This window comes from Planctomicrobium mucosum (assembly GCF_051466335.1).
In the GTDB taxonomy this organism is placed as follows: domain Bacteria; phylum Planctomycetota; class Planctomycetia; order Planctomycetales; family Planctomycetaceae; genus Planctomicrobium.
Map to the genome: position 1 here is coordinate 573,515 of NZ_CP195793.1, position 18,969 is coordinate 592,483.

An 18,969-nucleotide genomic window follows, 5' to 3' on the forward strand; every position below is an offset into this window, starting at 1 on the left:
ATCCGCCATGTCTAATCCCGGTGCCCTGCTCACATTGACGATCTTCCTTCCGGCGATCGGAGCATTGCTGCTCGCTGCATTCGACAAGAAAGCGGTCGATGCCATGCGAAAGTTCGCATTCAGCATCACGCTGGTCACGTTCGGACTGACACTGGTGATGTGGCAGCAATTCGACACGTCAATTGGCTCGATGCAGATGCAGGGATCGGTGCCATGGGTCCCCACTTGGAATATTAATTTTCAATTGGGAGTTGATGGTCTTTCGTTGCCTCTGATTATTCTGACGGCTTTTGTCTTCGCGCTTTCCGCGTTGGCTTCGTGGAACATTCAGGAGAAGGTGAAGGGCTACCTGATTCTGTTTCTGCTGCTTGAGACCGGAGTTCTCGGCGTCTTCATGGCGCTCGACTTTTTCCTGTTTTACGTGTTCTGGGAAGTGATGCTGCTGCCGATGTATTTCCTGATCGGGATTTGGGGAGGTCCGCGAAAAGAATACGCTGCGATCAAATTCTTCCTGTACACGCTCTTTGGTGGAGCACTCATGCTGATTGCGATGTTGATGTTCTACTTCAACAGTGCGCAGTCGTCGGTGACCGATTACCAAGGGGTGTTCGATATTTTGAAACTCGCGAAGGTCGCGGAAGCAGGGGACTTCAGTCCAAACTTACAAATTGCCGCCTTCTGGCTGTTGCTGATCGGCTTTGCCATCAAACTTCCATCCTTCCCGTTCCATACGTGGCTCCCTGATGCCCACGTGGAGGCTCCAACCCCGATCTCCATGATTCTGGCGGGTGTTTTATTGAAACTGGGCGGATATGGGATTATTCGAATCGCAATGCCGCTATGCCCTTACGGCACCCAGTACGCAGCCTATGCTTTGGTCGCAATTGGAACATTCAGCATCATTTACGGTGCTTTCGCTGCGATGGCTCAGACCGACTTCAAACGACTGGTTGCTTACAGTTCGATCAGCCATATGGGCTACGTCCTCGTTGGTCTGGCAGTCTGGAAGATCAACGAATCAGGAGTGACAACCGGTGCGTCGTTCTGGCAAATGGGTTTGACAGGGGCAATGTTCCAGATGATTGGCCACGGCGTTTCGTCAGCTGGAATGTTCTTCTTGGTGGGTGTGATTTACGATCGCGTTCATCATCGCAATCTGAACCAGTTCGGCGGGCTGATGCAGACAATGCCGCTTTACAGCGCGCTCGCGTTCATCATCTTCTTCGCTGGCCTCGGGCTTCCGGGACTGTGCGGATTTATCGGCGAGGCGTTCGTCGTCATCAGCATGTGGAACTTCAGTCCGGTGCTCGCGGTGATTGCAGCCTTCGGTGTGGTGCTCACTGCCATCTACATTTTATGGACCATCCAGCGAGTTTATCTCGGACCGGAATACAAAGGTCCGCATCCTGAAGCGTTGAGCGATCTGAGCCGTCGGGAGACGTTTATTGCGGGAACCGTCTGCGTGTTTGCTGTCGTGCTTGGAGTGTTTCCTTACACGATGATTGGGCTGATGGAACCATCTGTCGCTCATTTCACACAACAGATGTCCTCCGGCTATTCCGCCGTGCATGACACCTCCAATGTTATTGAAACGATTAGCGAATAGAACTTCCATTCTCTTCGAAACCACGAGGTTCGAAGCATTCAGTCAGATTGAAATCGTCCGATGTCCGTCAATCAAATCCTGACTCAGCTACTGAGCTACGAACTTCCTCGTTCGCTGGAAATTTTCGCGCCGGAGCTGGTGTTGTGCGTCACGATCATCCTGCTTCTCCTCGCGAGAATGACAGGGTGGGATCGACGTATTTCAGTGCAGACGCTGGCGTTGATTGGCGCATCGTTCGTCTTCCTTGGTGTGTTCGCACAGTTCATGTATTTGAGATCCGGCGAAGCAACTGGATTGATGAACGACCTCTTCGAACTCTGGGGTGTCTCCGCCGCAGGAACAGGCACACCAGGCCCCTATTTCACAGGGTTATTGAAGCACGATGCCTTCGCTGTCTTTTTCCGTCTGGGTCTGAGTCTGGTCACGATCCTCATTATCGCATTGACGGTTCTCACCGGGATTCCAGACCGTGAAGACAGTCAGGATTTCTACACGCTCCTGCTCGGAGCGACATTAGGAATGATGCTGGCTTCAGGTGCGAATCATCTTTTAACGCTCTTCCTGTCCATCGAGATGATGAGTGTTCCCAGTTACATGCTCGTCGGTTTCCAAAAAGGGAAAAGACAAGCGAGCGAAGCGGCCCTCAAGTATGTGGTGTATGGGGGCGGGGCAGCGGGGGTCATGCTGTATGGGATCACACTCCTGGCGGGCATCACCGGAACTGCGTCGATTGATGAACTGGCTCAGCGGCTTTCCATCGTCATGCAGGATGGAGCCTTAATGCAGACGAACGCAACATCGCTCACCATCATGTTTGCGACGCTGCTGATCCTTGTCGGATTCGCATTCAAGCTCTCGCTGGTCCCTTTCCATTTCTGGGCACCTGATGCCTTCGAAGGGGCTTGTTCGGAAATTTGTGCGTACTTGTCCGTCGCGTCGAAGGCTGCTGCTTTTGCTCTTCTGATCCGGTTTTTGATGGCGATGCAAGGAACATCTGATTTGCTGGGGCAACTCAGTTTAACAATGGGATTAGGCCTTGGACTGGTGGCAATCGTAACGACCACCTACGGCAATCTGGCTGCTTACATGCAGACCAACCTGAAGCGAATGCTCGCTTATTCCACCATTGCCCACGCCGGCTATATGGCGATGGCAGTCGCAGCAATCCTCGTGCTGTTGAATCCTCCTGAAGGCCGGGCAGATCAAACCACGTACGATGCAGTTCGCGGAATCGAAGGGGTCATTTACTATCTCGCAGTCTACATCTTCATGAACATTGGGGCGTTTGCTTGCATCGCATTTATCCGAAATGAAACGTTCAGTGAAGAGATCGACGCATACCGCGGTCTGGCGAAAAGCGGAGGATCCGCGATGTTCCTCAGCGTCTGTCTGGCGGTTTGTTTCATCAGTCTGATTGGAATCCCTCCGATGGGGGGATTCTTCGGAAAGCTCGCTGTGTTTCGAGCAGCGTACAGTGCGGGAACCTGCCATTGGTTTCTCTGGATCGTCCTCGCAGTGGGAGTGATCAACACGGTTGTGAGCGTGTTTTATTACATGAAGGTTCTGAAAGTCATCTTTATGCAGGAACCTGACAAAGCTCATCGGCATCGGGAAATCCCGTCCGCAGCAGTCTGGATTTTGGGGATGATGACACTCCCTGTCATTCTGCTGGGAGCATCCCCGCTAATGGCATCGCTCAGCGAAACGGCGATCTATGTCGCCTTATCGTTGTTCCCGTAACGGATCGTCCCAGCGAGCCACGCCTTCAAATCCTGACTTCATACGTCTTCAAATCCTGACTTCATACGTCGGCCATTGGCTCGAAGTCATTCGCACATCCGACATCCATAGATCGACAAAAATGTTTATCGATACACACGCCCATCTCGATGCACAGGCCTTCGAAACCGATCTCGAAGAAGTGCTCGACAATGCTCGACAGCACAAGCTGGAAGCGATTTTGACGATTGGCGTCACGGCAGCGACGAGTGTCGCAGCATTGAATCTGGCAAAAAAATATTCACAACTGCACGCCGTCGTCGGAATACAGCCAAACTACGTCGCCGAAGCAGGGCCCGAAGATTTCGACCTTGTGGTTGAAATGGTATCAGATCCACACGTCGTCGCCATCGGTGAGACGGGGCTCGATCGTTACTGGGATTCTGCACCGATTGAGTTACAGCAAGAGTTTTTCCGGAAACACATCGAACTCTCACAGCGAGTTCAGAAGCCATTCATCGTTCATAATCGCGAAGCGGATGCCGACGTCGTCGCACTGATGCAAGAAGTTGCCGCAGGTCGTCCGTTAGTTGGCGTGATGCACTCATTCTGCGGAGACGCTGCGACAGCGGAAGCCTGCCTCGAGCTTGGGCTTCATATCTCCTTTGCAGGGATGCTGACGTTCAAAAGCAATCAGCAATTACGGGATGTCGCGAAGCTGATTCCGTTGGAGCGTCTGCTGATCGAAACCGATTCGCCATACCTTGCTCCAGTGCCAATGCGCGGAAAACGGAACGAGCCAAGTTACGTTGTCCACACCGCTCAATGCCTAGCCAATCTTCACGAAATGCCCCTTGAGGAAATGGCCACCCTGACCACAGCAAACGCCAAGCGACTCTTTCGTATCTAGTTCGCCTCTCAGGAGAGATTGGCGTTCCGGCGGCGACCAACGCAGGGTTTGAGTGAGTATTTGCCGCCATTCGCCGCTGCACACCCCTGAGCCAAAGGCTAGAAGTTACCCGTCAAGATTCGGTAAGGATGGTTCGCCCCGATTTGCCCCAGGTAGTAACTGATGTAGTAGAAGTACGCCGGGACGACAAAAACGAAGCTGTCGAGCTGTTGGAAATATTGCAACTTCGTTGACGCTGGAGTGCTGGTCGATGCCGCCCCGCTTCGAATCGAACCGAGGACAATGTGGCCAAGCAATGCCAGGAAGCTGATTCCAAATCCCATGGGAATGAGCGTTTCCATCTGATCAAGCATGCTTGGCTTGAACGCATAACGCCCGATTCCAATTGTTGCGAGTGGAGTAAAGACAAACGAGAACATCACCCCCGCATAAGTTCGCCGAGGGAGTGTGTTCGGAAGAAATTCCCTCCCTGCAATTAATCGGTCCCCGCAGACTGTAAAGAAGTGGTTCATTCCAGTCAGCAGCAGAGGGAAGAGGGTGAGCTGACGATAGGCCAATGCATTTGAGAGATATGCCAGATGCAGAAGGCTGAAGCCGAAGCAGGCATATCCCGCAATACTCAGGGAAATTCGAAGTGGGTACCCCTCTGGACGATCCTGAGGAATCGTGCTCACCATGATCAGGATCATCGAGATCGGGGCACTCAACAGGAACCAGTCCATTCTGTTGTCGATGACGCAGTAGGCGGTGATCGCTGCCCCGAGAGCGACAGCCAGACTGATGACTCGTTCGCGGATCAACCCGGTCGCCTTGGCGAACTCATAAAATCCAAATAGACCAATCAGAAATGTCGCCAGGACCAGTGCTGCTCTTCCGAGATAAATCGGAACAATGGCGACGAACGCGAGAAGAACCCATTTGCGCCATCCGAGAAAGAGTTCTTTCTTCGTCTCTTCGGAATACGACTTCGATAATGTGATGGCAATGAGAACCAGAAAAACCAACGCCAGAACGCCCGCCGCGATAGCGGTCATGACGAGCGTCATGAAATCGGAAAGCGAAGAATTGACGTCAAAGTAGTACTGACGAATTCGGTCATTCATTGAGTGGTGACCTGAAAATCAAGAGCGATCAGCCCTTGTTAAACCAGCAGAGCGGTCGTTCAGATTTCTCCGAACGACGACACGCTGAGTAGTGATGGGGAAACGAAACACGAGTGTTCAATGAAGCGATGAGATGTGAATAAGGATCTCTGGATCAGAATGTCCGAGAGTGAACGCGGTCATTTGAAGAAATGAGAGAAAGCAAATTCAAAATCGCTCCATCGAGATGAATCTGATGCAATGCCGCCCGCTCAACTGATTCATCGCCATTTCAGAAACAATTTCCCGAGAGTTTCGATTTTGAACGGCAGGAAATGCATGAGTCGCATCATGCTGTTCAGAACATCCAGAAAATAAAGATCAGTCCGACAGCGGATTTCCCGGTCGATCCACCTGAGACCTGAGAAATCGACCGTTGGACTGACAGAACAACGAAGCCTGAGAAACTAGGAAAGAAGTCCTCTTCAACAAAACTCTTTCGATTGCAACAACTACTCCGGCTGAGTCGAGACGGCGGTTACAGCGATGAGATCTGCAATTCCGGGGGACTGCTGCCACCCGGCGTTGATTCGCTCAACGAGTTCTGACCAAGGACGAACGCCGCTCGTCGCGTCTGCTGCTTCCACGCTGGCGGCGCCGACAGCAACGGCGCTTTGCAGCACGTTCTCAAGCGTTTCGCCTCGAACAAACGCTGCGAGCAAACCGGCGATGGTGCAATCACCCGATCCCGTCGTACCGACGACATTCGCCTGGAAGCAGGGGGAGTACAGCGAACGGCCCACATAGTCATCGATGTTCAGAGGTCGCGATTTCCCCATTTGTTCAAGACGGTCTCGATTCGGTGAAGTCCGAATGAAAAGCCCCTGATGACCGAGTTTGAGAGCGGTTATTGCTGCTCCCATTTCAAGACATCGAGTCGACAGGCTTTCGACAATCTCACGGGTGACATGTCGGGCGGGGTCAAAACCGCCCGACCGTTCAGCCGCATCGTAAGTTGGTCGATCGAGCATAAAGAGCAATTCATCAATGCTCGGGCAGAAGATGTCGACGAAAGGAAGTACCCCCTTCAGAATTCCCTCCCAGTCCATCTTCCCCGGGGCTGTATTCGGATCGACCATGCACAGGTCGAGAGAAGTGGTCAATCCCGCCTGTTTCACTTTTTCGAAGAGACTTCGAAGCTCACGCCCGTTGTTTTCGTGAATCGTCCGCATCAAGGGTGGGTAACCGACGTGAAACAGTCGGGCCCCTTCAATCGCGTCCAGACGCACGTCGCTTGCCTGAAAGGTGTCGTTTGCGCCGGGGCAGTGCAGGAACGTGCGATCCACTCCGGGAGGATTAATGACGATCGAATAGCTGGTCACTTCTCCAGGGACGCAAACCATCCCGTCTGCAAGGCCAGATCCTTGAGTGTTGAGGAGTCGAATAATCTCTTCCCCAAACAGGTCGTCCCCGACTTTCCCAAGCAGTCGAACCGGAGTTCCCAAACGATGCAGCGCCAATCCAGTATTGGAAACGGCACCTCCAGTCGCGCGAACAGCGTGACCGACATGAATCAGATGTCCTGGACGGAATGACGGGGCATCCCCTCCGTCCCGATGCTCGAATGTTGGAATGACATCCAGACAAACGTGTCCTGCGACAACAATCTCACAAGGCTTCCCAGTCACGAGCGTTCCTCACCAGGCAAATTTAAAAATCGGTCCCGCACTACGGAGATCAGCCGAAGGCAATCATGTCGAGTGAGACATCTTCTTCGGAATCGCACTCTCTGCATTCTCTGATACTCAAGTTGATGCAGCGAGAGTGAATCACAGGGATACACCTGAAACACACCCGCGCTCGCTTCTGACATCAATCTTCTTCTGAAGCACCGTGACCGTTCTAGTATTGAATCGTCACGGTGGAGCACTCTGCTTGAGATTTGAGAGCAGCCGTGAAGATCGAATGGGTTTTCTTTGCTTCTTCAGGAGTTGCACAGAAGAGTGGCTGCTTCATGCCGTCACGACCATTTGCAAGTTCGTCACAGAAAGCAGCCCACATCTGCAGAATGGAGTCGCTGAACCCAAACTCAAAGATCCCCCCGGTAATCACAGGGTAAGCCGATTTGTACGGAGCATCGACAACCTGCCATGCTTGCTGACTGCCACTGATGTAAGCCATTGATGCAAGTTCTTTAGGTTGCTTGGTACTGAAACAGGCGCTGAATTCCGTTCCATACACGTTCAGGAACCATGTATTCGCATGCCCCGGTGCGATACGCTTGGTGGAAATCGTCATCGGGAATTCCTGATCTGCGGTCTGCACTTCGCAAGCGAGCGTCGCATTATCCCATGTCTCGCAAGGCACCAACTTGCCAGAAGCATCTGGACGCTCTTTGACGACGTTCGACAGCAATGCGCGAACATTCTTTGGCTCCCAGCCGGATCGCAACGGGATGTGCAGGGCATGCATCCCAAGGTCTCCCATGCAGCCATACTCACCGTTGACAGCAATCATGCGTTTCCAGTTGATCGTCTTGTTCGGATCGAGATCGCTGGAGTGCCAGAAACCCGCGTCAACTTCGATGATCTTTCCGAAGCGACCTTCACGAATCCATTGTGTCAGCTGGTAAGCTCCCGGGTAGAATGGAATCTCAGAAGAGCAGCGGACGAGTACTTGCGGGTTCTCTTGAATTGCCGCGAGGATCTGATCATTCGCAGCTTGATCGATTCCGAAGGGCTTCTCACCGAGCAGATGTTTCCCTGCCTTGATAATGTCGCAGTAAATCTGCGCGTGCAGATTGTGTGGAACCGCGCAGTAGATGGCATCGATTTCTGGATCGACGAGTAGTTCGCGGTAGTCTTTTGTCACCTTCTGAACAGTCGGAACACGATCGGCAAACCACGCAGCAGCTTGATCGCTGGGATCACAAACTGCAGTAATCGCCGGGTCGACATCCGTTTCGGAAAGGTGGCACCAACGTCCGAGGGCGGAAGCGAATTCCTTCCCCATCAAACCACAACCAATCACAGCAAAGCGAATTTTACGACGTGAACTCATAGTGGATATTTTCGGCTGAAAGAACTCATTCCTTCGGGCTTCAAAAGGAATGAGAAATATTGAATTGGAAATAAACCTCGGCAGGCAACATGAAAACGCTGGCGACTTGAAATTGAATGCCAGCGTTTACTTATTGATTTGACCAGCAATGAATTACTTGATCAGCTTCGCGGCATCTGCAGCGCTGACGCCGTCGTGAACAACAGCCATCAACGCACGGGTGATTCCCGCTGGATTGGCGTGCTGGACAACGTTTCGGCCGTACACAATCCCTGCTGCTCCCTGCTTGAGCACTTCTTCGGTGCGTGCGAGGAGTTCTTCGTCTCCCACTTTTCCGCCGCCACGTACCAAAACAGGAATGTTGCCAGCAATCTGGACAACCTTGTGGTAATCCGTGGCGTTATCGGTTGGGTCAGCCTTGATGATGTCTGCACCGAGCTCAACAGCTTGTCGAACGAGTGGAACGATCTTATCGACATCACCGTCAACCATGTATCCACCAGCGACCGAGTTGGACTGGAAGACGAGTGGTTCGATCATCAGCGGCATCCCATAAGCCTCGCATTCAGGCTTAATCTTCAGAATGTTCTGAATGCACTGATCGGTGACTTCAGGTTCATCTGGAATGCGGAACAGGTTGACCACAACGCATGTCGCATCCAAACGAACAGCCTGAATCACAGGTTGCTCGATCATGCGGCTGAACAGGCTGCGAGGAAGATCCTTTCCGTACACGTTTGCAATATCGGTACGCAGCACGAGGGAAGGCTTTTCGCGTCCGGGAATCGATTGCAGGATCGGAGCCTGGCCGATTGTCAGCTGAATCGCATCTGGAGCAGCGTCAACAAGCACTTTGACAGCTTGATTGACATCTTCCAAACCTGCGAGGAATGGGAGTTCATTGAAAAATCCGTGATCGATAGCAACATCGAAGCAACGGCCGGATTTTGCATTGAACAGGCGGTTTAAACGAGCAGATTTCATGGAAGGGCTTTCAAGGAGATCAGGTTGATTGAGCAATAACGACTTTTGTCCCCTGAGCGCTCAACGCACGGGACGAAGCTTTTGAGAGTGGTTGATTCGTGACAAACGTTTGAATTTCGTTCCAGTGTGCGAACGTCACCGTGGATGGCTCATCCCATTTCCTGGCGTCTGCGACAACAACAATCTGATCGCTGTTCTGGATGATGGCTTGCTTCATCGTGGCTTCCGAAAGCTCAGTGGTGCTGATTCCTTTGGTAGGGCTCAGGCCAGAGGCTCCGAGGAAGGCCATATTGCAGTTCAGGCGTTCGATCCACGCCAGTCCGAGTCCGCCGACGAGTGCCTGACTGACGGGTCGGTACTCTCCGCCAATGCAGTTGACTCGCGCAGCGCAGTCACCGACTTCGATCAGCAGGCGAACCGAATGTGTATAGATCCTCAGATCCGGACGAGCCGAGAGCTGAAGGGCGACTTCGACACAAGTGGTTCCAGCGTCGATAAAGACAACGCTGTCAGCGGGAACGAGGGCAGCAGCGGCTTTGGCGATCTGCTTCTTTGCGAGGATCGCCTGATTCCCGCGGCGATCGTATGAGGGCTCCCCACGAAGAGAGTCGCGGTGAACAACTCCTCCATGCACTCGGAGCAGTGCTTCCCGTTCCTCCAGTTCAACGAGATCGCGACGTAATGTTGAGCGAGAGATCCCGAGCGCATCCTGTAACTCAGTGACGCTGCTGCTTGGATGCTTCTGGAGATAGTCGAGAATGCGGCTATGCCGCTCGTGGACGAACATGAACAGATTTGAGCAAAATGTCCATTTCTGTTCAACCTAGGTTGAAAGAGGAATTCGTTGACCCAAGAGTTCAACTGCCCCCGCAACGAGCCATTCGCCAACACTTATTGGACTGTTCTCCAGAGATTCGCGGCGAGGTGTGGACTTGGACTTCTTTCCGGTAGGTTGAAACGCAGTTTTTAGACGAACCCAGCTTGCGGACGTTTTTCCGGAATTGCTTATCGTGCGTGGGTTTATCCAAAAGGGACGTCACCGCTGGGAGGCCTGACAAGGGCAGGAAAGTCCTGACCATTCACCGATGCATCGTTGTCGCTGTAAGTTTTGATTCGAGAAAGAGTTCTTATCACAACGGCCGGATCGAATCCGGAACTCTCTCTTGGCTATTCCTACTTGAATGCGAAGCTTCTGCTTTTTACGATTTCCACGGAAGTACATGGTGACGGGAGTGCAGCGAGGTAGGGCACACATCGGTGCGACCCACTGCAACAGATCTGAATTCGATTTCCGTGTTCAGATTGAAAGCGAGTTATTCCGAGCCCCGAAGCATCGGATCAATTTGCGACCGCTATGGATGGCTTCTCTAAAATTATGTGCGAGTGCTCGCACGAGTCTTACAACAGGGATCAAGAATAATGAGAGTTGCCTGCCTTACCGGTGGTGGAGATTGTCCCGGCCTGAATGCCGTGATCCGAGGAGTTGTTCGTACAATCGCCAACGCTGGCGGTGAGACCATTGGTCTTCTTGAAGGCTGGCGTGGAGCGATCGAAGGGAACTTCACTCCACTCGATCCCCAGAAGACTGACGAAATCCTCCCATTGGGTGGAACAATCCTCGGTTCATCACGAACAAACCCGTTCAAAGATGAATCTCAGGTGACACGAATCGTTGAGACCTTCCACAAGCTGAAGCTCGACGCACTCGTTGCCATCGGTGGTGACGATACACTGGGCGTGGCGAGCAAACTCTACAGCCAGCACGGACTGCCAACGATCGGTTGCCCAAAGACAATCGATAACGACTTGAGCAGCACCGACTACACATTCGGTTTCGACACCTGCCTGAATATCGTCACAGAAGCGATTGACCGTCTTCGCACAACAGCAGAATCACACCGCCGCGTGATCGTTGTTGAAGTGATGGGGCGTCATGCTGGCTGGATCACCTGCTTTGCAGGGATTGCCAGCGGCGCTGACGCGATTCTCGTTCCAGAACAGCCAAGCGATCTCAACGAGATTTGCGAGCGACTCAAAGCACGACGAGCAGCAGGCAAGAAGTACGGCATCGTTGTTGTGAGCGAAGGTGCTCAGCTGACCGGTCAGGATCTCATCACCAAAGATGCTGAAGTTGACGACTTTGGCCACGTGAAGCTCGGTGGAATCGGTTCTCGCGTCGCGAAGATCATCGAGAAGGGAACTGGCATCGAAACACGCGACGTCGTTCTGGGTCACCTGCAACGCGGCGGTTCACCAAGTGCCTACGACCGTGTTCTCGGAACACGACTGGGGATTCACGCTGGTCGCCTCGTGATCAACAAAGACTTCGGCAAAATGGTTGCTCTGCGTGGATTGCACATCGTTGCTGCTCCTCTCGCAGAAGCAGTTGGAACAATGCGAACTCTCTACCCTGAGTTCATGGATGAAGCTGGTGAGTTCCTGAAGTAGGAACTGTGCACCGTTCACAAAAAGATAAAAGCCATGCAGAATATGCATGGCTTTTATCTTGGCATGATCTGAATCTGAACTTTTTTGAGATTTCGTCTGACAAAACAGAATGCTTATTGTAAGATGATTCTCTAGTCTAAATAACTCTCGCAATTTCTCCCGAGTAGTTCACAATCACATCTGGTTGAATTTCCGTCCGATATCGCGATGCTCACAATCGCAAGTTGTGTTCGCAACTTTCGATAACGTGCGATTCCACAACTTTGCGTTAAGCGACAAAATGCTCACTACTATCCCTCGCGTGAAACTTCGTGAAGTCGTCGCTGAACAAGTGAAGGCTTACATCGTTGAGCAGAATCTCAAACCTGGAGATCGGCTCCCAACTGAAACGGAGTTAGCAAAGCAGTTTGGAGTGAGCCGCCTCAGCCTTCGAGAAGCGACCAAATCGCTCGAGTATCTTGGGATACTGGAATCTCGGCCTCGACGGGGACTGACCGTCGGCACAATGAACATGGAGAAGGTTGTCGCGCACCTCGGATTTCATCCGGCTCTTCAGGACGTTTCACCTGACCAGCTGATTGGCACCCGGGTTGTCATTGAAACGGGAGTCATGCCGTTCGTTGCACAACGAATCCTGGAGAAGCCAGAACTGTACGATGAGCTGAACGCCATCAACGACAAATTGCGGAAGGCGAAAAGTCTGCCTCAATGGATTGGTCTCGACATCGAGTTCCACCGAGCAATCATCAACGCCAGCGGATTAACACCACTGACCCCGTTCACCGACATCATCGCGGTCTTCTTCGGACAGTTTCGCGAGAGCGTGAAAAAAGGGGATTGGACACTCGGACTCGAAGATCACCAAAAGATCATCGATGCACTCAAGGCTCAGCAGCCCGATTTGGCTGCGAAGATCATGGCGAGCCACATCGGGTTTCACCGAGAACAGCAGCGGTAGAGTTCGGTAACTAATAGCGTGTGTGACCATCGGTTCACTGCCACCGCCGAACTTCAACCGAAGTCGGTGTTCCGGCAGTGATCAACCCTGCTGGTCATAGCCGACAACAACAGCCTGCCACGACGCTCTCAAAACTGAAATCTGTTAGAAAACCGCTGACGAAATGCTGGTCATCAGCCAGTTGTTGATCAACTCAGCGGCTGGCTGGTTGTTTTTGGCAACGGTGACGTTCATTCCTGATTCACTCATCGCATCGATGGCAGCTGGTACTTCACCCGCATCACCATCCATGGCAGGGTTCAACAGTAGGACGCGCCCGCGTCCGAAGTCTGCGATTTGCGGAATAACTCGTGTCCACCAGGCGGGCAGGTCGTGGCAAATCACCCCGGCAAAGTCGACTTCGTGTTCATCGGAACGGAGTTGATTCAGCAGGAACTGTTGCAGAGCCGCCACTGCGCCGCTTCCCTCACCCATGAGGTAAATTCGCTCAGCGTGGACATTCCAGTTCTCTTCAACAGCCGCGACGGAATCATTGAGAACAGCTGCCGTCGCATCAGGACGCTGGCCTCGCCATCGATACTGACCTGGCATCTGGCTTTGAGCAGGAAACGGTGCTCGAAGTCCGACAGCAAGATAGTTCTGATCGCTGATCGAAGGGAACCACTTCCAAAGGTCCTGCTCAGATCGGCTGTCATCGTGCATATAGCAGACGAGCGGATAGTCGTAAGTGGGTGCCCATGCTTCAGGCACAAAGAATGGAACGCCTGACATCCATGGATGCTGCATGGAAACAGAGCGTGTCGAGTCATCGAATACGCTGCTTCCGTCGCCATTCACATACCCATTCCAGTTATCTAAACCGGGGTGATACGAGCGTTGCCACATGGGAAGTTCTCCGTAACTTCAAACCAGCCGTTGGAGGGCCAATTCGTGTCTATTTGATCTCTAAGGACTTTCAGTCGACTGAACTTGGTAAGAGATCAGTGATGAACATCTCTGTCTGCATCCGTGCGCCAGGGCAAGCTGTCGCCTTTAATTCACCATGTCGCAATACCTGATCGTTGGAGATCTGAAAGTGCTGCTGCAATCTCAGAATCAGTTCTTGCGCTGTCTGAACTTGCCGACGAGTGGGAGCCTGTTTTTCAAAATCCCCAATCAGACAAATTCCAATACCGTACTCATTAAACTGTTGGACGCCTGCGTGGGCTCCATTTTGCTGCTCTGTCCAGCGAAAGGTTGATTGGAGTTCTCCGTCGCCCATTCCCTGGCCATTTCCAATAACAAAGTGATATCCAATTCCTCGCCAAGGATTTCCATCAGCATCTTTTCGTCTCAGGTGTTCTTCGTGAATCTGTTTCACGCTCCCTGAAGCTGATGCCGAGTGATGCAGGACGATGAATTTCCACGGCCGCAAGTCCACGTCTTCACGAGTCGCCGTGACCAACTCAATTTTCGATGGCTGTTCAGTGACAGTTTCGAATCTTGATTTTTGAACGGCCACGACACTGGGCGGCGATCCCCAACAAATTGAACTTCCGATTGCGAACACCACCAGCACGGGACGAATGCTCATGCAGATCTGAATGCAAGGAATTGGAAGGATCATCGAGATGGAGGACGGACCAGTTTGCAATGGATGTGAAAGGCAAGATACTGCGGGTAGGAGTCTCGAATCCCGGGGAAATCCCGGAATGTGCGGGGTTGTAAATCGCCTTGGCTCGGAGTGTCAACGTGTGTTCCTCGCATCCGCGTGAAACTCAATGGGAAGCGGCAAGCATTGCAGATAGATTGCGTTTGGTTGATCGATCGTCTTGGTACATTTCAGGCAGCATCACCCCCATCTCGCGAGAAGACTCACCATCCGTAACCTCTCCCCTAACAACAGGATGCATTGACAAAAACGCGACCGAGGCACCAAACTGCACGTTGCCGAAATGCAGCGAGACGACAACACCCATTGAACGCACCAACTTTTCAGCAGAAACCTGTTTTTGGCGAACTTGACCGTGAGAAAACGCTCCAGCTTCTTCGACCCTCGAACCGGCGCGAAAGCTTTCAAGTGCCATCGGTTCCTGATCTCAGGTCAGGAGCATCAGCCAGCAAGATCGAACACGTTTTCAATTTACTGGATTGAGAAAGGGGATGGTCGGTTCTGGGCGGATGCAGCCTGTCATCCATTTCAGGCGAACCAACTCTTGTTCATGCGACCATATCAGCGGGTCCGTTTCGAATTGAACAACGAGGTTCAAGGAGTCCTGATTCAGTTTCACGCGAATTTTCTCTGTGTCGAAACGTTCCATCATGAGACAGGTTGCAGCGGGCCCCTCTTCAATGATCTCTACGGAGCACCGAATGTTCAGGTTGATCGAAAATCCCTGAAGGAGATTCAGACTCTCGTTCAGTGGATTGAACGAGAAGAGTCAGCCCAGTTTGTCGCCCATCGAGAGATGCTTGTCTCGTGCGCGAAAATGTTATTGATCGTCGCCACCCGTTTAAAAGCAGATGGAAAGGAGTCAACAGAATCTCGTAGTGATGAATTTCGGCATCCAGTGATCGTCCAACTGAAAGAGTTGCTGGAGACCAACTACCGAACATCACATTCGCCAGCAGACTACGCGACTGCACTCCACATGACTCCGAAATCACTGGGGAGAATCGTTCGTGAGCACCTCGGGAGAACGCTTTCCGATCTGATTCGTGAACGCGTTCTTACCCATGCGAAATGGGAGCTACTCCATACGTTGAGACCCGTCAAAGAGATTGCGTTTGAAGTGGGATTTCAGGACGAATTGTATTTCAGCAGAATCTTCAAGAAATCGACCGGAGTCTCTCCGACGTTCTACCGTGAGTTTGAGACTGAGATCCGGGGAGGAAGCAATTTGTCCATGCTTTCGGGACAATCTTCCATGCCCAATGCCCAATCGATCCCCGATCATTTCCATGATTGATGAGACGCTCCCTCCACAGGAGAGAGTCGACACGTGAAACCATGGAAGCAGGTGGATGATGAACTGGAAAGCGATTTTCGAAGCAGCCTCACGCATGGACCGCGTTGGACTTGCAGTCACCAGACTCGGGCTCGTCACCGTTCTCGTGTGGATCGGTGGCTTGAAGATTTACAAATACGAAGCCGATGGAATCATCCCGTTCGTCGCGAATAGCCCATTCATGAGTTTCTTGATTCACGATCCAGGTAATTACAAGAAGCACATGAATCCCGAAGGAGTGCTCAACGAGACGAATCGTGAATGGCATCTGCAGAACGGCACCTATGAATTTGCCCTCGGATTGGGTGCCATCATCGTTCTGTATGGGGTGATGATCGCGGTGAATCCGTGGTTGCCTCAAGTTGCGACGGTCGGAAGCTTTCTTGTGTTGATCATGTCGTTTGTGACTTTGACATTTCTGGTGACCACCCCGGAGACGTGGGTCCCCAATCTGGGCGATTCTGAACACGGGTTTCCGTACCTGAGTGGCCGCGGTCGTTTGGTAATCAAAGACGCCATTATGATGGGAGCTGCAATCGTCACGATGGCGGACAGCGCGAAATCGACCTTGAAGAGATGGGGGAGCTCGAATTCAACCGTCGCCTGATGGGCTGAAAGATTGCGTTTCAACAGGAAATCTGAAGAAGATTCGTTAGACTTCCACCCGTTTCCACCTGAAAGTGGAGGTTGATCCGGGCTTTAGAATTGCTTGAAACGTACGATGCCAGACCAGTTGAGATGGGACAAGTTTTTTATCAACCTCGCCGTGGAGAACGCTCGGATGTCGAAAGACCCAGCGACTCAGGCGGGGGCTGTCATCATTGGTCCGGATCGTGAAGTCAGATCGATGGGGTATAACGGGCTTCCGAGAGGGATTGCGGACACTCACGATCGCTTGATGGACAAAGAGCTGAAACGATCGTTGATTGTTCATGCGGAAATGAACGCCATTCTGAACGCTGCACGAATCGGCGTGAGCACGCGAGGCTGTACGCTTTACCTCGCGTTGACGGACGACTCCGGTGAAGTCTGGGGCGGGGCCCCATGCCTGCGCTGCACCGTCGAAATCATTCAGGCAGGGATCACAACAATCGTTGCCAAACCGTTCAAAACCGGGGAATCATTCTGGACAGCTTCGGTTGCTCAAGCACGGAGCATGTTGAGCGAAGCGAAACTCGAGTACAGGGAAGTCCGCTTCTAATCCTTGTCTCGGCCCCACGGCCCCGAACGAGAGCGACAACGCACGGGAAGGTCAGGGGGCAAGCAAGCCCACCCTGACCAACGTTGCGTCCGACTGATGCGGCTGACTGTTTTCTGATCATTGGCAAGCACTTCTCTCTCCATTCTTCGCACGTTCGAGGAAATGTCCGACGGGAGAGCGTGAGCCACTATTCGCCAGTCATTCATTAAAACACTTCCCAACGAATGACTTAAAGCTGTTGTAAAAATTTCACTCCTCAGCACGCGGGAAACCCCTCGTCAAACTTAATCAAAAACTTGAGTCAAAATCCAAAATCTTACAAATTCGTATTGACCCATTTCTGCCGGAGTCGTAACTTCCCGCTTCACAAATGCGGCGAGTTCAAGTCGTCATTTGGCCCTTCATTTTCCCCCTCAGTTTTCTCTTCGGATTTCAATCGAATTCGCCTTGCGAGCTTCGAAGTCCGCGCATTCCCTCCCGAAATCTCCATCTCCCGTCAAGGATATGTTCCATCATGAAATGGTCTCTTTTCGCGATTGCTTGTGCTGCATTGTTCTTGAATAACGGATGCTGCGGTCGACAGTGCAGCCCATGCGGCGGCGGTTACAGCAGCTATGGATCGACATATGGCTCAAGCTATGCACCAAGCTACGCACCGAACTCATGCCCCGGCGGCGGTTGCGGACCGATGTACCAAAGCGGTGCCCTGACTCCGATTCCACAACAGGCAAATGTTTCCGGCGTTCAGCAGACAACAATGATGACTGGGAATCCGCAGACAGCGTTCGTTCCAAACGGTGTGGTTGCACCTCAATCAACAGCTTCACTCGACTATCTGCCAGCGTACTAAGACATCGAATCTCTAGTACACCGCAGCCTCTGTCTGAGCTCAACGATCAGTGTGACTCGTCGCACGAGGGGCTCGCCTTTGTTGCAACGATTCACGATCACTTCATGTCGCGGGAGCAGGAGAGACATGAAGTCATCCGAATCCGTTTCAACTTCGGATCGCTCATCATTTCCCAGCGCTATTCCCTTTGATCTGCAACCATTGCATTGCGACAGTCCCCACTAGCTGCAACGTCTTCCAGGAACACGCTGCGGGAAGGTCGTTTCGCTTGTGCCAATGGGGATAGCTGAAATCGATGATGTCACAGGTTGCAATTTTGGCGATCTGATTTAAAGGCAAGTGATCGTCCAGCACTTCATATTTCCGACGATTCACGAACTCTTTCACCCCCATCTTGGCAGCGACCTCCCAAATTTCTTTGGTGACGTCCGGCGCATAACGCAAGCTGTTGATCTCAAGATGAAACGTCGCGTTCGTTCCCGCGACCATGTCAAATAGCACACCGCATCTGTAGCGGTGGCTTTGCGGGGGATTCTCTTTGTAGTCGTTGGCAAAATACTCTGATCCGTAGAAGTACTTATCTGTTTTTTTATAGACGAGTTCTTCGCCATCGAAGATTACGAAGTCGATGCCGAACGCCGGGTTGCGGGACAGTTGTTGAATCTGACCGACATGATGGGCTAGCTCCATCAGCATCGCCACGCCACTTCCTCCATCGTTCGCTCCGATAAAAGGCTTCGCTCGGAGTGCAGCAGTCGGCTCTTGATCCGGGAATGGACGCGTGTCGTAATGACAGCATAAGAGAATTCGATCTGTCGCCTCAGGATTCCAGACAACGATCATATTCTTCATACGGACCGGTGCGCCGGTCTGCGGGTGAACAACGTCAAACTGTTGATACCGAACCTGACCACCTAATTCCGTGAAATGCGTCTCCAGCAACTCCTGCTGTCGCAGCATCCCCTCTGTCCCAGAGATGCGTGGTCCAATTGCACACACCGCTTCGAGATACCGAAACGCTCGCTGACCGTTGTAAGCAGGGGCATCCTGAGCACCGACCAATCCAGCAGCGTTCAAACAGAAAAAAAAGACCAGCAACAGCAATGCGCGATTCATCACCACGTGAGACTCCATTCAAAATCGCAGACCCATCAAATGCAAACG

The 18,969-nt window shown here is 52.2% G+C and carries 18 protein-coding genes; 9 read left to right on the forward strand and 9 right to left on the reverse strand.

What is annotated here, in order from left to right; translation table 11 throughout:
* Positions 1–7 precede the first annotated feature (7 nt).
* The 3 genes from SH668x_RS02440 (at position 8) to SH668x_RS02450 (ending at position 4,235) form a co-directional block, all read left to right on the forward strand.
* Entirely contained in the window at positions 8–1,606 is a 1,599-nt protein-coding gene (locus tag SH668x_RS02440; RefSeq protein ID WP_437187107.1) for a complex I subunit 4 family protein, read from the forward strand.
* Between the two features lie 60 nt (positions 1,607–1,666).
* The gene (locus tag SH668x_RS02445; protein ID WP_437187108.1) at positions 1,667–3,346 is read left to right on the forward strand and encodes an NADH-quinone oxidoreductase subunit N; all 1,680 of its coding nucleotides are present in this window, start codon (positions 1,667–1,669) and stop codon (positions 3,344–3,346) included.
* 121 nt (positions 3,347–3,467) lie between these two features.
* Positions 3,468–4,235, forward strand: coding sequence for a TatD family hydrolase (locus tag SH668x_RS02450; protein ID WP_437187109.1), 768 nt, complete (start codon positions 3,468–3,470; stop codon positions 4,233–4,235).
* 98 nt (positions 4,236–4,333) lie between these two features.
* Here the strand turns inward: SH668x_RS02450 and SH668x_RS02455 are convergent, their stop codons facing one another.
* The 5 genes from SH668x_RS02455 to SH668x_RS02475 form a co-directional block, all read right to left on the reverse strand.
* Positions 4,334–5,338, reverse strand: coding sequence for a hypothetical protein (locus tag SH668x_RS02455; RefSeq protein ID WP_437187110.1), 1,005 nt, complete (start codon positions 5,336–5,338; stop codon positions 4,334–4,336).
* Between the two features lie 491 nt (positions 5,339–5,829).
* Entirely contained in the window at positions 5,830–7,005 is a 1,176-nt protein-coding gene (locus tag SH668x_RS02460) for a carbohydrate kinase family protein (protein WP_437187111.1), read from the reverse strand.
* Between the two features lie 214 nt (positions 7,006–7,219).
* Positions 7,220–8,377, reverse strand: coding sequence for a Gfo/Idh/MocA family protein (locus SH668x_RS02465; RefSeq protein ID WP_437187112.1), 1,158 nt, complete (start codon positions 8,375–8,377; stop codon positions 7,220–7,222).
* A gap of 153 nt (positions 8,378–8,530) precedes the next feature.
* Positions 8,531–9,361 (reverse strand): class I fructose-bisphosphate aldolase, encoded by an 831-nt coding sequence (locus tag SH668x_RS02470; RefSeq protein ID WP_437187113.1) that lies wholly within the window; start codon positions 9,359–9,361, stop codon positions 8,531–8,533.
* Between the two features lie 19 nt (positions 9,362–9,380).
* Complete coding sequence (locus SH668x_RS02475; protein ID WP_437187114.1) at positions 9,381–10,148, reverse strand: DeoR/GlpR family DNA-binding transcription regulator; 768 nt, start codon at positions 10,146–10,148, stop codon at positions 9,381–9,383.
* Between the two features lie 632 nt (positions 10,149–10,780).
* On the opposite strand from SH668x_RS02475, the gene SH668x_RS02480 reads away from it, so the two are divergent.
* The gene (locus SH668x_RS02480) at positions 10,781–11,809 is read left to right on the forward strand and encodes a 6-phosphofructokinase (protein ID WP_437187115.1); all 1,029 of its coding nucleotides are present in this window, start codon (positions 10,781–10,783) and stop codon (positions 11,807–11,809) included.
* A 280-nt stretch (positions 11,810–12,089) separates the two neighbouring features.
* Positions 12,090–12,767, forward strand: coding sequence for a FadR/GntR family transcriptional regulator (locus tag SH668x_RS02485; protein ID WP_437187116.1), 678 nt, complete (start codon positions 12,090–12,092; stop codon positions 12,765–12,767).
* 144 nt (positions 12,768–12,911) lie between these two features.
* Here SH668x_RS02485 and SH668x_RS02490 read toward each other — a convergent pair whose 3' ends face one another.
* The 3 genes from SH668x_RS02490 to SH668x_RS02500 form a co-directional block, all read right to left on the reverse strand.
* A complete protein-coding gene (locus tag SH668x_RS02490) occupies positions 12,912–13,652 on the reverse strand; it encodes a hypothetical protein (RefSeq protein ID WP_437187117.1) in 741 nt (246 codons plus the stop codon).
* Between the two features lie 70 nt (positions 13,653–13,722).
* Positions 13,723–14,340, reverse strand: coding sequence for a peptidoglycan recognition protein family protein (locus SH668x_RS02495; protein ID WP_437187118.1), 618 nt, complete (start codon positions 14,338–14,340; stop codon positions 13,723–13,725).
* A 184-nt stretch (positions 14,341–14,524) separates the two neighbouring features.
* A complete protein-coding gene (locus tag SH668x_RS02500; RefSeq protein WP_437187119.1) occupies positions 14,525–14,833 on the reverse strand; it encodes a hypothetical protein in 309 nt (102 codons plus the stop codon).
* A 135-nt stretch (positions 14,834–14,968) separates the two neighbouring features.
* On the opposite strand from SH668x_RS02500, the gene SH668x_RS02505 reads away from it, so the two are divergent.
* The 4 genes from SH668x_RS02505 to SH668x_RS02520 all read left to right on the forward strand — a co-directional run bounded on the left by SH668x_RS02505 (position 14,969) and on the right by SH668x_RS02520 (position 17,805).
* Positions 14,969–15,715: a helix-turn-helix domain-containing protein gene (locus SH668x_RS02505; RefSeq protein WP_437187120.1), complete on the forward strand. Its 747-nt coding sequence runs from the start codon at positions 14,969–14,971 to the stop codon at positions 15,713–15,715.
* Between the two features lie 55 nt (positions 15,716–15,770).
* Complete coding sequence (locus tag SH668x_RS02510; protein ID WP_437187121.1) at positions 15,771–16,361, forward strand: DUF417 family protein; 591 nt, start codon at positions 15,771–15,773, stop codon at positions 16,359–16,361.
* Between the two features lie 114 nt (positions 16,362–16,475).
* Positions 16,476–16,955, forward strand: coding sequence for a deoxycytidylate deaminase (locus SH668x_RS02515; protein WP_437187122.1), 480 nt, complete (start codon positions 16,476–16,478; stop codon positions 16,953–16,955).
* Positions 16,956–17,469: 514 nt separating this feature from the next.
* Positions 17,470–17,805: a hypothetical protein gene (locus SH668x_RS02520; protein WP_437187123.1), complete on the forward strand. Its 336-nt coding sequence runs from the start codon at positions 17,470–17,472 to the stop codon at positions 17,803–17,805.
* Positions 17,806–17,970: 165 nt separating this feature from the next.
* Here the strand turns inward: SH668x_RS02520 and SH668x_RS02525 are convergent, their stop codons facing one another.
* Positions 17,971–18,921: a M28 family peptidase gene (locus tag SH668x_RS02525; protein ID WP_437188506.1), complete on the reverse strand. Its 951-nt coding sequence runs from the start codon at positions 18,919–18,921 to the stop codon at positions 17,971–17,973.
* Positions 18,922–18,969 lie beyond the last annotated feature (48 nt).